Annotated in this window: 12 protein-coding genes; 4 read left to right on the top strand and 8 right to left on the bottom strand. The window is 68.5% G+C overall.

From position 1 onward, the window contains the following. Positions 1-31: 31 nt before the first annotated feature. The 3 genes from E0H73_RS00960 to E0H73_RS00945 form a co-directional block, all read right to left on the bottom strand. On the bottom strand, positions 32-2,797 hold the full coding sequence (locus tag E0H73_RS00960; RefSeq protein ID WP_131350003.1) for an AfsR/SARP family transcriptional regulator: 2,766 nt from the start codon (positions 2,795-2,797) through the stop codon (positions 32-34). A gap of 90 nt (positions 2,798-2,887) precedes the next feature. Beyond that, positions 2,888-3,913, bottom strand: a complete 1,026-nt coding sequence (locus E0H73_RS00955) for an aspartate-semialdehyde dehydrogenase (RefSeq protein ID WP_131350001.1) — start codon at positions 3,911-3,913, stop codon at positions 2,888-2,890. Between the two features lie 99 nt (positions 3,914-4,012). Beyond that, a complete protein-coding gene (locus tag E0H73_RS00945; RefSeq protein ID WP_238163739.1) occupies positions 4,013-5,413 on the bottom strand; it encodes a sodium:solute symporter family transporter in 1,401 nt (466 codons plus the stop codon). Positions 5,414-5,553: 140 nt separating this feature from the next. Here E0H73_RS00945 and kduI point away from each other — a divergent pair, with 140 nt between their 5' ends. Genes kduI through E0H73_RS00930 form a run of 3 tightly spaced genes read left to right on the top strand, consistent with a single transcriptional unit; the run spans position 5,554 to position 7,933 of the window. Continuing rightward, a complete protein-coding gene (gene kduI / locus E0H73_RS00940) occupies positions 5,554-6,390 on the top strand; it encodes a 5-dehydro-4-deoxy-D-glucuronate isomerase (RefSeq protein WP_131349997.1) in 837 nt (278 codons plus the stop codon). After that, the gene (locus E0H73_RS00935; protein WP_131349995.1) at positions 6,387-7,148 is read left to right on the top strand and encodes an SDR family oxidoreductase; all 762 of its coding nucleotides are present in this window, start codon (positions 6,387-6,389) and stop codon (positions 7,146-7,148) included. The genes kduI and E0H73_RS00935 overlap by 4 nt, the downstream gene beginning before the upstream one ends. Before the next feature lie 29 nt (positions 7,149-7,177). After that, entirely contained in the window at positions 7,178-7,933 is a 756-nt protein-coding gene (locus E0H73_RS00930; RefSeq protein WP_131349993.1) for an IclR family transcriptional regulator, read from the top strand. On the opposite strand, the gene E0H73_RS00925 is transcribed toward E0H73_RS00930, so the two are convergent. Genes E0H73_RS00925 through E0H73_RS00915 form a run of 3 tightly spaced genes read right to left on the bottom strand, consistent with a single transcriptional unit; the run spans position 7,930 to position 10,304 of the window. After that, complete coding sequence (locus E0H73_RS00925; protein ID WP_131349991.1) at positions 7,930-8,709, bottom strand: ABC transporter permease; 780 nt, start codon at positions 8,707-8,709, stop codon at positions 7,930-7,932. The two genes, E0H73_RS00930 and E0H73_RS00925, sit on opposite strands and share 4 nt — an antisense overlap. Continuing rightward, entirely contained in the window at positions 8,710-9,477 is a 768-nt protein-coding gene (locus E0H73_RS00920) for an ABC-2 family transporter protein (RefSeq protein WP_131349989.1), read from the bottom strand. Further along, positions 9,474-10,304, bottom strand: a complete 831-nt coding sequence (locus E0H73_RS00915; RefSeq protein ID WP_131349987.1) for an ABC transporter ATP-binding protein — start codon at positions 10,302-10,304, stop codon at positions 9,474-9,476. Before E0H73_RS00915 ends, E0H73_RS00920 begins: the two co-directional genes overlap by 4 nt. Positions 10,305-10,353: 49 nt before the next feature. On the opposite strand from E0H73_RS00915, the gene E0H73_RS47870 reads away from it, so the two are divergent. Next, entirely contained in the window at positions 10,354-11,091 is a 738-nt protein-coding gene (locus E0H73_RS47870) for a MerR family transcriptional regulator (protein ID WP_131349985.1), read from the top strand. Here E0H73_RS47870 and E0H73_RS00905 read toward each other — a convergent pair. Both E0H73_RS00905 and E0H73_RS00900 read right to left on the bottom strand, forming a co-directional pair. Then, positions 11,076-12,287: an MFS transporter gene (locus tag E0H73_RS00905; RefSeq protein WP_131349983.1), complete on the bottom strand. Its 1,212-nt coding sequence runs from the start codon at positions 12,285-12,287 to the stop codon at positions 11,076-11,078. The two genes, E0H73_RS47870 and E0H73_RS00905, sit on opposite strands and share 16 nt — an antisense overlap. Beyond that, positions 12,284-12,910, bottom strand: coding sequence for an MOSC domain-containing protein (locus E0H73_RS00900; protein ID WP_131349981.1), 627 nt, complete (start codon positions 12,908-12,910; stop codon positions 12,284-12,286). Before E0H73_RS00900 ends, E0H73_RS00905 begins: the two co-directional genes overlap by 4 nt. Between the last annotated feature and the right edge of the window lie 22 nt (positions 12,911-12,932).

Below are 12,932 nucleotides of genomic sequence, written 5' to 3'. Positions count from 1 at the left end.
TAACAGGTACCTACGGCCGGTGGCTCCAGTCTTACTGTCCGTTCAACCGCTGCTGATCCAGGGCGTGCCGGGCCGCCTCGGCATCGGGGTGATCCAGCGCCTCGAGGATCTCCAGCGCCTCGGTCCAACTGGCGTGCGCAGCGTCGTCGTACCCGGCTCGCTCCTCGACGCCGGCCCGCGCCATCAGGCACTCGGCCGTCTCCAGCCGACGACCCTGGGCACGCACGATGTCGACCGCGATCGTGTAGCTGGCGATGGCGTCGTCGAGCCGTCCGGCCGCGGCCAGCGCGTAGGCCATCGTGTCGCTGACGACGGCACGTCCGTACTCCGAGTCCTGCTCCTGGAAGAGCTTCATCGCCTGCTGCGCATAGTCGACCGCGGCCTCGTACTCGCCGAGCTGCGCGTAGTACCAGCCGAGGTTGTTGAGCGCGGTTCCTCGGGCGTCGGTGTGCCCGGTGCGCTCGTAGATCCGCAACGCCCGGACGGTCTTCTCGATCGCCTCCCGATGCTTACCCATCCGCGTGAGCACCCGGGCCAAGCTGAGCGATCCGTGCGCGATCGCGGGCTGGTCGTCGAGCTCCTCCGCGATCCCCATCGCGAGTTCGTGGTGCCGGATGGCGTCGTCCCACTCCCGCATCGCCATGTGGCCGCGGGCCAGGTCGCGGCGCGTCTGCGCCTGTTTGCGCAGGTCACCGAGCCGCACCGCCGCCTCGAGCGCCAGCCCTTCGGCCTCCATGTATCCGGACCGCCCGCGGAAGTCGAGATAGTCCGCGATGGCCCACACATACAACCAGAGCCACTGATCAGCCCGCCCGGCAGCGGATTGCAGTACGGCGAGATTGTTCGGCTGCTCCGAGTCGAACCAGGCGAACGCTTCGTCCCGACTGGCCGGCAGCACGAGCTCGACCGCCGGATCGAGCCCAGGCAACTCCACCGGCTCCCGGCTCGGAGCAAGCAACAATGCTCCAGCGAACCCGGTGTGCACCAAATAGCCAAGCAACCGCGTGAACGCCGCCGAGGCCTCGTCGGGCTCGCACAGCTCGCGCGCATACGTCCGCAGCAGATCGTGCAGCACATAGCGATCCGGTGTGATCTCGACCAGCTGATGATTGGCCACCAGTACCGCGACCATGTTCCGCGCGTCGCGGATCGGCGTACCTGCCAAGGCAGCGGCGGCACCCGTGGTGATCTCGCTGCCGGGATGTTGCGCCAGCAGCCGGAACATCCGCGCCAGCTCGGGCCGCAGCTGCCGGTAGGACCAGGAGAAGATCGTCCGTACGTCGACGCCGTCGGTCGTCGCCAGGGCGTCGAGCGGCGCCTCGTTGACCAGTTCGACGAACGACTTCAGATCTCGCCGCGGCCGCAGCGCGATCTGGGCCGCGAGCAGCGACAGGGCCAGCGGAAGACCGGCGCAGCGGTCGATCAGGGTGTCGACGCTGGCCGGATCCTCGCGCAACCGCCGTTCACCGACTCTTGCCACGAGCAACTGTCTCGACTGGTCCGCGTCCAGTACGTCGAGCCGGATCGGCTCGGCCTGCTCGGTGGCGACCAGCCCGGCCAGTTCGTTGCGGCTGGTGACGAGCGTGATACAGGTCGCGCCGGTGGCCGCGAGCGGCCGGACCTGCTCCGCCGTACGGGCGTTGTCCAGCACGACGAGGACCGAACGATCGACGAGCAGGCTGCGGTACAACCCGACCTGTTCGTCCGCGGTCACCGGGAGGCGGTCGGCCGGGATTCCCAGCGCGGCAAGGAACCGCGGCAGCACCGACAGCGGGTCCGCCGGTACGGCGGCAGGCGAGTAGCCGAGCAGATCGGCGTACAGGATGCCGTCCGGGAAACGATCCGCGACCTGCTTGGCCCAATGGATCGCCAGCGAGGTCTTGCCGATTCCGGCCGGGCCGATGACGAGCGCGACCCGCGAGCCTGGCAGGAGGTCGTCGAGCTGCCGGAGGTGTTCGGTGCGGCCGGCGAACGCCGGTGCGACGGACGGCAGCTGCCGCGGTACGACCATGCTCTCGGTGTCGGTCGCGGCGAGCAGCTCGGCATGCAGACGTTGCAGCTCGGCACCGGGACCGACGCCGAGGAGATCGCGGAGCCGCCGCGACACCTCGCTGTACGTCGCCAACGCGAGAGCCTGCCGCCCGGCAGCGTGATGGGCGCGCATGAGCTGGGCCCAGAAGCGCTCCCTGGTCGGGTATCGCTGGACCAGCTCGGTGAGTTCGGGGATAACGTCGGCCGCGGCGCCCTGGGCGAGCCGGGCGTCGAACGACAGCTCCAAGGCCCGGAGGTGCTCCTCGACGAGGCGCGGAGTCATCTCCCGAGTGAGGGCGCCGGTGTCGAGACCGGCGAGCGGCTCGCCTCGCCAGAGCGCAAGGGCTTCGGTGAGGAGTTCGGCTCTGGCCGAGAGATCCGTCGTCTCGCCGGCCCGTCGTACCAAGACCCGAAACACCTCGAGGTCGAGCCGGGACGGGTCCGCTCTTAACGAGTAGCCGCCGTCGCCGGTCTGGATCATCGTTCGGTCGGTGTCGCCCAGCGCCGCGCGCAACCGCGACACGTAGATCTGCAGCGCCGCCCGCGGACTGGTCGGCAGATCGTCGTCGTCCCAGAGCACGTCGACGAGATCGTCGGCCCGCACGGTCCGGTTCAGCCGCAGCAACAGGGCGGCCAGCAGTACCGCCGGACGATGTGACGGCAGCGGAACGACGTCACCGTCGGCGGTCCGAACCTCCACCGTCCCCAGCAACCGGAACCGCAGATTCGCGGATCCGATCACAGCCCCTTGCTCCAGCTCGGTCACCTCCGCACGAAGGAGACCTCACCCTATCCTCGCGCCTGGTCCATCGCGCCCCTCTGCACGAGAGCCGAACATTCAAACGAATGCTCTCGATCAGCGCCGGGCGAGGAGCTCCGCGATCTGGACGGCGTTCAGCGCGGCGCCCTTGCGGAGGTTGTCGTTGGAGACGAACAGCACCAGGCCGCGGTTGCCTGGAACGGACTGGTCCTGCCGGATCCGGCCGACGTACGACGGGTCCTGGCCGACCGCGAGCAGCGGCGTCGGCAGATCCGCGAGTACGACGCCCGCCGCCGAACCGAGGATCTCCGTAGCCCGGTCCGGGGTGATCGGCTCCGCGAACTCGGCGTTGATGCTCAGCGAGTGGCCGGTGAACACGGGCACCCGGACACAGGTGCCGGCGACCGGGAGGTCCGGGATGTGCAGGATCTTGCGGCTCTCGTTGCGCAGCTTCTGCTCCTCGTCGGTCTCACCGGTGCCGTCGGCAACGATCGATCCGGCCAGCGGGAGGACGTTGAAGGCGATCGGGCCGGCGTACACCTTGGGCTCGGGGAGGGTGACGCCGTCGGTGCCGCGGGCGAGGCGACCGCCGTACTCGATCAGTGCCTTCGCCTGGTCGTCGAGCTCGCTGACGCCGACGCCACCGGAGCCGGAGACGGCCTGGTAGGTGGAGACGACGAGCCGGGTGAGCGTCGCTGCCCGGTGCAGCGGGGCGAGGACGGGCATCGCGGCCATCGTGGTGCAGTTCGGGTTCGCGACGATGTTCTTCGGCAGGTGGTCGAGGTCGCCCGGGTTCACCTCGGACACGACCAGCGGCACCTCGGGGTCCATCCGCCAGCCCGACGAGTTGTCCACCACGACAGCCCCGGCCGCGGCCACCTTCGGCGCGTACTCCTTGGAGGCCGTCTTCCCGTTCGAGAACAGCGCGAGGTCGAGGCCGCTGAAGTCCGCCGTCGCGGAGTCCTCCACCGTCACCTCGGTGTCCCCGAACGGCAGCTTGCTCCCCGCCGACCGCGCCGACGCGAAGTACCGAATGTCATCGACCGGGAACTCCCGCTCAACCAGCAGCTCCCGCATGACGCTGCCGACCTGTCCTGTGGCTCCGAAAACTCCTACTCGCATGGCCACGACAGTAGTAGGTGAGTCGCCCTGATCGCAGGGAATTCCAGGATGCGGCGGCGGCCCGGCGCCTCGGGGCGGGAGAGGCGCCGGGCCGGCCTGTCAGGCGTCGGCGACGAGGACGCCGCCGTTGGCCACATCGGTCTTCTCGATCTCGGTGAACACGATGCGGACGGACTCGCGCTTGGCGCCGAGGATGGCGATCGCGGATTCGGTGACGGCGGCGACGAACTCGCGGCGCTGGTCGAGGGTGCGGCCGGACAGGAGTTCGACGGTGATGTTCGGCATACAGATTCTCCAGAGAGTTGGCGGTTCTGTGTTGTGGGACAGTGTTCCAGGGTTCAGCCGACGGCGGCGGCCCGTCTCGTCGTGAGGTCGTCGGGGTCGGTGTCCAGCGACGAGACCAGCTCGTCCACGCCGGTACGACGCTCCGGCAGCAGCAGCCCGAGACCGACGTACACGACCAGGGAAGTTGCCAGCGGCAACGCGACGACCAGCGTGGTGTCGGTCGAGTCGAAGCCCCACTTGACGATGGCCCAGACCACCAGTCCGATCGCCCACGACGCCAGCGCGGCCCGCGCCCCGCAGCGCCGGAACCACGGCAGCAGGCCGAGCATCAACGGGATCGAGATCGGGCCCATGGTCGCGGCCACCAGGTCGACGACGATCTTCAGCACCACACCCTCGCCGTTGGTCGCGATCGCGATCAGCATGCTCGGGGATCCGCGCGAACTTCAGCGCACCTGCGTCGGTCAGCCGGCGGACCTTCGGCACCAGCACCGGCGCCAGGTCGCGGGTGACGACGGACGAGATCACGTTTGCGTCCGAGGCAACCATCGCCATCGTGTGCGAGAAGAACCCGGCCAGCACGAGCCCGATCAGTCCGGTCGGAAGCAGCAGTTGCGCGAGTTCGACGTACGACTGCTCCGGCTTGCCCGGGTGGACCAGCAGCGGCGCGGCCCACATCGGGATGAACAGGATCAACGGCCAGACCAGCCACAGCACCGACGACAGCAGCGCGGACCGCTTCGCCTCGGACCCGGACGGCGCGGCCATGTAGCGCTGCGCCAGGTTCCACATGCCGCCGTCGTACTCGAACGTCTTGATGAACAGGAACGCGATCAGGAAGATCGGCGTGTACGGCCCGTTCAGCGCGTCACCATGGCCGGCCGGCAACTGGTCCCACATCTTCCACAGCGTCGGTACGCCGTCCAGATGCGCCATCACGCCGACGAACATCGCGATGCCGGCCGCGAACTGGATGACGAACTGCCCGAAGTCGGTGAGTACGTCGGCCCACAGCCCGCCGAGCGTCGCGTACAGCATCGTGACCACGCCGGTGAGCAGGATCCCCCAATGCGAGATGCCGGACAGCCACCACGGGATCCGGCCGCCGGTCGTGAAGTAGTCGACGACCGTTGTGATCTTGGTGCGCGACCAGACCCCGATCAGCACCATCAGCACGAAATAGCCGGCCAGGACCGTCCAATCCAGTGCGGTCATCAGAGATCCTCCCAGGGGCGATGGGCGAGTGACTGGAAGGTTCCACTGAACAGAACTGAGTGTCAAGATACGGAACCCGGAACCTTTGCCTGTCCTGTTCCACGGTTGACAGGAAGTTCCGTCAATTAGAACCTTGTTCCGTGAATGCTCAGCCGCCCCTTCAGATCAGGCATGCCACCCACCCCGATCAGGTGCCCGGCTTCGACACCGCCGCCCTGCGCTCGCACTACCTCGTCGACGACCTGTTCACGCCCGGCACGGTCACCGCGGTGCTCACTCACCACGACCGGATCGTGCTGGCCGGCGCCCGCCCCGCGAACGGTCCGCTGACGCTCGGCACCTGGCCGGAACTGCGCAGCGATTACTTCCTCGAACGCCGCGAGGCCGGCATCGTCAACGTCGGCGGCCCGGGCACGGTCACCGCGGACGGCACCAAGTACGAGCTGCCGACCGGAGCCTGCCTGTACGCCGGTCGCGGGGTTCGCGAGGTCGTCTTCGAGGGCTCGGACGCGGCGTTCTACATCTTCTCGGCCGCCGCCCACACCGAGTTCCCGACCAGGTTGGTCAATCCCGGTGAAGGCAACCGCCTCGAGCTCGGCGACCAGCAGACCGCGAACCGACGCACGATCGACCAGTACATCCACGCCGACGGCGTCCGCAGCTGCCAGATCGTGCTCGGCGTCACCACGCTGCACGCCGGAAGCACCTGGAACACGATGCCCGCGCACACCCACGACCGTCGTACCGAGTGCTATTTGTACTTCGGCCTGCCCGAGACCGAGCGGATCGTCCACCTGCTCGGCGAACCCGACGAGACCCGGCACCTGCTGGTCGCGGACCGCCAGGCGATCATCTCGCCCAGCTGGTCGATCCACTCCGGCGCCGGCACCTCGTCGTACAGCTTCGTGTGGGCGATGGCGGGCGAGAACCAGGCGTTCGGGGACATGGACGGCGTCGACGTCCGGGACCTGCGGTGACGGCTGACCCGTTCAGCCTTCGCGGGCGTACGGCGCTCGTCACCGGAGCCCGGCGGGGTATCGGGGCGGCGATCGCGGCTGGGTACGCCGCGGCCGGCGCCGAGCTGATCCTGATGGCGCGCGATGCGGCGCTCGAGGACACGCTCGAAGCGATCAAGCAGAACGGCGGCGGTGAGGCGACGGTCATGATCGCCGACTTCGCCGATCCGGATGCGGTCGAGGCGACCGCGGTCGAGCTGGCGCGGACGCGGCGGATCGACATCCTGGTCAACAATGCGGGCACGATCCGGCGCGGGCCGGCGGGCGAGACCAGCACCGCCGACTGGCGGCAGGTGATCGACGTGAACCTCAACTCGACCTGGGCGGTGACCCGGCCGATCGGTGCCGCGATGGCCGAACGGCGTACCGGCAAGATCGTCACGATCGCCTCGCTGCTGAGTTTCCAGGGCGGGGTCAGGGTTCCGGCCTACACTGCCAGTAAGCACGCGGTCGCGGGACTGACCCGGGCACTGGCCAACGAATGGGGTCCGGCCGGGGTTCAGGTGAACGCGATCGCACCCGGCTACATCAGTACCGACAACACCACCGAGCTGCGCGCGGACCCTGCCCGCGACGCCGCCATCCGGGAGCGCATCCCGGCCGGCCGCTGGGGGCGGGCGGAGGACCTGGTCGGCGCCGCGGTCTTCCTGGCCTCGGCGGCGGCCGACTACGTCAACGGGCACGTGCTCGCGGTCGACGGTGGCTGGCTGGCCCGGTAGGTGACGTGAGGAGTGGCAGGATGACCGGCATGAGTTCGCCCTCGGCCATCGACAAGACGCTGATGGTGCTGGACGCCGTACTGGAGCACTCGCGCTTCACCGACGTCGTGAACGCCACCGGTCTGGCCAAGTCGACGGTGCACCGGATCATGGCGTCGCTGGTGGAGCACGAGTTCGTCGCCCAGGCGGAGGACGGCTCGTACCACCCAGGACCGAAGGCGCTCCGGCTGGCCGGTCACGCCCTCACCAACGTCGACCTCGCCACCGTCGCACGCCCGGTCCTCGCGGATCTCGTTGCCCAGACCCGCTGCACGGTCCATGTCGGCCTGCTCAACGGTGACGAGGCGATCTACGTCGCACGTCTCGATGGCCCGAAGCCGTACCGGATGCCGTCTCGGGTCGGCAAGGCGTTCTGGCTGCACTGCACCGGCATCGGCAAGGCACTGCTCGCCGAGAAGGACGACGAGGCCCTCGACGCGCACATCACCCGCACCGGCCTTCCCGCGCGCACTCCCCTGACCCACACCACCGCGGCCGCGCTCAAGGCCGACCTCGCCCAGGTCCGCACCCGCGGCTACGCCCTGGACGACGAGGAGAACGAGCCGGGCATCCGCTGCGTCGCCTCGGTCATCCACGACCACACCGGCACGGCGATCGCCGCCGTCAGCATCTCCACCCTGTCCCTCGAGCAATCCATCGCCCAAGTGGCCCTCATGGCTCCCGCCGCCATCGAAGCCGCCCGCAAAATCTCCGCAGCCCTCGGCTACATGGAACCGACCAGCTAGCTCGTGGCGCTGGTGTAACGGCGGAGTCCGCGGCGCCAGATCAACCAGGCGACGCCGCCCGCGGCACCGGCAACGGCGACCGCTCCCACGACACCTCCAGCCCTTCTCGTCAGCGCCTCGACCGGCACGGTGGCGATCAAGGCGACGGGCAGCGCGTAGGTGAAGGCGATCCGCAGCACCGGGCTGTAGATCGACACCGGATAGCGAGCGAACTGCCAGACCGCGTCGTACAGCACGTCGAGGTCGAGACCGAACGCCCAGAAGACCACGGACGCCAGCATCAATCGCGTCGCCCACATGACGACGGTCGCCGCGGCCACCACCACGAGCCAGCCGAGCACCCCGGTCGCAGTGATTGTCAGGCCCGCTTGCACGATCCCGCTGACCACGATGCACAGGCCGACTCCGACCTGGATCAACGCCAACGGCGCAAAGGATCCGAAGCTCGCCAGGAAGATCGCCGGCGCGGGCTGCAGCAGCACGGCGTCGAACTGTCCGTTCTTCACCTGACCGCCGAACCACGCCAGGTTCGGTTCGACGAAGGTACTGCGAAGTCCGGTGACGATCTGGAAGGTGCCGAGCAACACTGTCGCCTCACCTGCCGACCAACCGCCGAGCGAGTCCGTGCGGCTGAAGACCATGCCGAGCGCTGTGAGCGAGGCGGCAGCGCCGATGCAGGTGGTGACGAATTCGAAGAACATGTCCGCGCGGAATGCCAGCGTGCGTCGCAGCGACAGCGAGAACAGCGCGCCGAAGAGCCTGATGAGCCTGAACACCTATCCTCCGAAGGCAGTGAAGCGACGGACGGCCCGCCGCCAGACGATGACGGCGATCACGATGAAGGTGACCAGCCAGCCGGCCTGGGTCGCGTAGATCTGGAGCGGTTCGCGGATGTTGCCGGCGGCAACCTCGGCCGGAGCGCCCAGCATCGACCAGAACGGCAGGATCGCGCCGATCTCCCGGAGCGGACCGACCAGGTAGGTCAGAGGCGCCGCGGTCCCACCCAGCAGGAAGATCAACGTCTCCCCCACTCCGACAGCGCCGTGCGCACGCTGCATCCACACGGCCGACAGCGCCAGCGTGTAGGTGAAGACGAAACGCAAGGCCGCCGCCAGTACGACGGCAGGCAACGCCAGCAGCAGATCTCGCGCTCGCAAGGACACCCCGGCGAGCACACCGACGATCACGATGACCGGTAGGCCGAAGAGCAGATGCCAGAACCGCAGCGCGAGGTTGGTGGCCAGGAGGTCGAGCACCACCGGTCGCGGCTTCACCAGTTCGGCGGCGAACTCACCGCCGTAGATGGCGTTCGCCAGCGTGTGATGCTCGAACGAGACCGTCACCAGTTGAACAGCCAGGAGGACAACGTAGTACGTCGTGATGCCGCTGCTGCCGGGGACGGCCGAGGACCAGACGAAAAGACCGAGCAACGGCGTCACCGTCTGGCCGGCCACCAGAGTGATCACGAAGCTCCGGTAGCTCCACCACTCCACCGAGCTGCGCCAGATCCCCGCCCGCAGCAGCCGAAGGGTGTGCGCGGTCACCGCGCCCCGTCCCGATACAACCGGTCCAGTACGACGTCCAGCGTCGGATCCACGAGGTCCGGTGCCAGGGTCATGCTCAGCGCGCCGAGGTCGCCGTCGTACCGGATACGGCCGTGGTCGATCAGGATGACCCGGCGGCACAACGCCTCCACATCAGCCATGTAGTGGCTGGTCAGCAGGATCGTTGCCCCGGTCCGGGCGGCGTACTGCGCGACGAACCGGCGGAGCGTCGCGGCGGCCGAGACGTCGAGTCCCAAGGTCGGTTCGTCGAGGAACAGGACCTTCGGCCGGTAGACCATGGCCATCGCAAGGCCTGCACGCATCCGCTCCCCGAGGCTCAGCGCCCGCACCTGCCGCGGCAGCAGCTCGCTGATGTCGAGCAGGTCGACGAGTTCGTCCACGGCAGTGCGGAAGTCGTCGCGCGGGACCTCGTAGAGCAGTTGCTGATAGCGGAGCGAGTCCATGACCGTCAGCTCTGCGGGTCCGCCGATGGGCTGGCTCCCGCGGATCAAAGCGATCGTCCGCAGGTAGCTCCGGCGCCGTTGCCAGGGGACGCAACCGAGCACCCGAACGTCGCCGCTGGTGGGATGCAGGATGCCGGCGAGGATCTTCAGGGTCGTGGTCTTCCCGGCGCCGTTCGGGCCGAGGAACCCGACCACCTCGCCGGCGTCCAGCCCGAAGGTCAGGTGGGTCACCGCGTCGATCTCGCGGTACTCGCGTCGTACCACCGAGCGGAGCGCCGCCCTCAGACCCGCCGGTCGGACCGGTGCGCGATACCGCATCCCCAGCCGGTCGACCCACACTGTCCTCGCCTCGTCAAGACTCATAGGCTCAACCTAGAAAGCTGATGCAAGCTGAAGGGTTGGGAGGAATCCCGTGCGTGAAGCCGCCGGTGAGGAGGCTAGAAGCCTTCGTCTGCGCTCGAAGCAGTACTTGCGCCCGATCGACCTGGCGCGGCTGGCCGGGCTGGGGGTCACGCAGATCCGGACCTACGAGAAGGTCGGCTTCCTGCCACCGGCCGAGCGTGGACCGAACGGGTACCGCCGCTACACCGACGTACACGTCGAGGCCTTGCGGGTCGCGCGCATCGTCATCGCCGGCTACGGCTGGCTGCCCGCCCTCGACGTCATGCGCGCGATCCACGCCGGTGATCGGACGGCGGCGCTCGATCTGGTCAACGCGAGCCACGGCGCTCTGGACCATCAGCGCGTCCGTACGCAGGCCGCACTCGACGCGATCGAGTCGGCTCTTCGCCCGACCACCTCGCATCTGCGGACCCGCCGTCTCCGGATCACGGAAGCTGCCGCAATGGCTGGCGTCAGGCCGTCCGCGGTGCGGTTCTGGGAGCAGCAAGGGCTACTGCAGCCCGAGCGCGAGGCGTCCACGGCCTACCGGATCTACAGCCCGGAGCAGTTGAGGCGGTTGACAGTCGTTGCGTTGTTGCGGGACGTCGGCCAGCCGTTCGACGTGATCCGAGACGTCCTGGACGAGCTCTCACAAGGCCGCCCCGATCAGGTCCGACGCGCGCTGCACGACCGCCTCGAGACCCTCGAGGACCGGACCTGGCGCTGCATCGAAGCAACCGCCACGATCCACGACTACCTGACCAACTGAGCCGTACGGCGAGCGCCGGCCCAGCGGACTACGGGGACGAAGAGGATGCCGGCCGCGGCGAACCAGACGCCGAGGATGATCCAGCCGGGGACACCGAGGCATAGAGGGAGGAGGGCCAGGATGGTTGGGGCGACCATCGTGCTGATGGACATGCTGGTGTTCCAGACGCCTTGGTACTGGCCTTGGGCGTGCTCGGCGGCCAGTTCGAAGCCGAGCAGGAACGAACCGGACGACTGCAGGAGTTCGCCCGCCACCTGGACCAGAGCACCTAGGGCGAGCAGGCCGACCGCGACGGCGGCGTTGCCCCAGGAGGCGCCGGCGAACAGGACCATCGATGCCAGGAGCAACAGTCCGGCGGTGCGGGTGGCCCGCGCGGCCGTGGTCAGATCCGAGATCCCGCGCGAGGACCGGACCTGGAAGAGCGCGACCACCACGGTGTTGATGATGAGCGTCAGGGCGACCATCCAGCGCGGCGCCTCGGTGTGGTCGACCACCCAGAGCGGGATCGCGACGTCGAAGATGGCGTAGTGGATCGACATCGCGGCGTTCAGCGCGGCGACCGCGAGATACCCACGATCGCGCAGGGCGACCCAGACCGGACCGTCGTCGCTTCGTTCAAGCGGTGCGACAGCAGGCACAGCCAGTACGACGAACGCCGCGATCGCACTGAGCACCGCATCGAGCACGAACATCAGCCGGTACGCCGTAGCCGTGTCGAAGTGCAGGGCGAACGCACCGATTCCGGCGCCGGCCATGATGCCGATGTTGGTCACGGCCCGCAGGTACGCGCGGGCAGCAACCCGGCCCGCACCTTGCGTGATGGCGGCGATCAGTGCGCCGCGGACGGCTCCCGCTCCCCGGTCGAAGGCAGTCAGCACGATCGACACGATCAGGAACTGCCAGAAGGTGTCCACCAGCAGATAGAGCAGCGACACCGCGCAGAGCATGAGGCTCAGGATGACGAACAGGGTGCGCGGACCACGGCGGTCGGCCAGATGCCCCATCGGCACCGCCGACAGGAGACCGAACAGCCCGGCGACGGTGAGCCCGAGACCAACCTGTGCGATCGACAATCCGACGATCCGGGTGAAGTACAGCACGCTGACCGTCATCAGCAGCCCGTTGCCGACCCGGCTGAGCAGGGTGGCCAGTGCGAGCGGGCGAAGCGGTCCAGGTGCGGGCAGCAGGCCGCTCATGCGCGCGCCGCCACGCGCTGCGCGGTCTCGCGGAGCTCATCCATCAGGTCGACGTCGGAGTCCAGCATCCGCTGCATCTTCGCGGGCTCCTGCTGGCCGAACATGAGGCCGATGGTGACCTCGTGGTCCGGCCGGCTCAGGACCTCGACCGGATCACCGGCACCGATCGATCCGGTCCGCAGTACCTTCAGATAGGCGCCCGGACGGCCGGCTTGGTGGAATCGCTTGACCCAGTGCGGCTCCTGCATCCTGTGCTGGAACGTGATGCACGGGATCCGCGGCGCCCGGACCATCACCTCGACCTCGGCACCGATCCGCCAGGTCTCGCCCAGCAACGCGCCGGTGATGTCGAGGCCCTCGGTGCGCAGGTTCTCACCGAACAGGCCGGTCGGGATCTCGCGGCCCAATTGGGCGGACCACCAGTTCGCGTCCTCGTCGGCGTACGCGTAGATCGCCAGGTCGGGGCCGCCGTGGTTCTTGGTGTCGCACACCCGGTCACCGGCGAGCCCGAGCTCACCGACCTGTACTCGACCCGCTTGCGGTCGCTTGTCGATGGCGGTGAGACCGGTCTCCTTCGGACCCGGAATGAGCTTCTCCACCACGTTGACCGTCAGCACCCGCATACCGGGCATACTCCCTCGCCCG

The sequence above is a fragment of the Kribbella pittospori genome (genome assembly GCF_004331465.1).
Taxonomy (GTDB): Bacteria; Actinomycetota; Actinomycetes; order Propionibacteriales; family Kribbellaceae; genus Kribbella; species Kribbella pittospori.
This window is presented reverse-complemented; position numbering and strand designations above follow the sequence as displayed.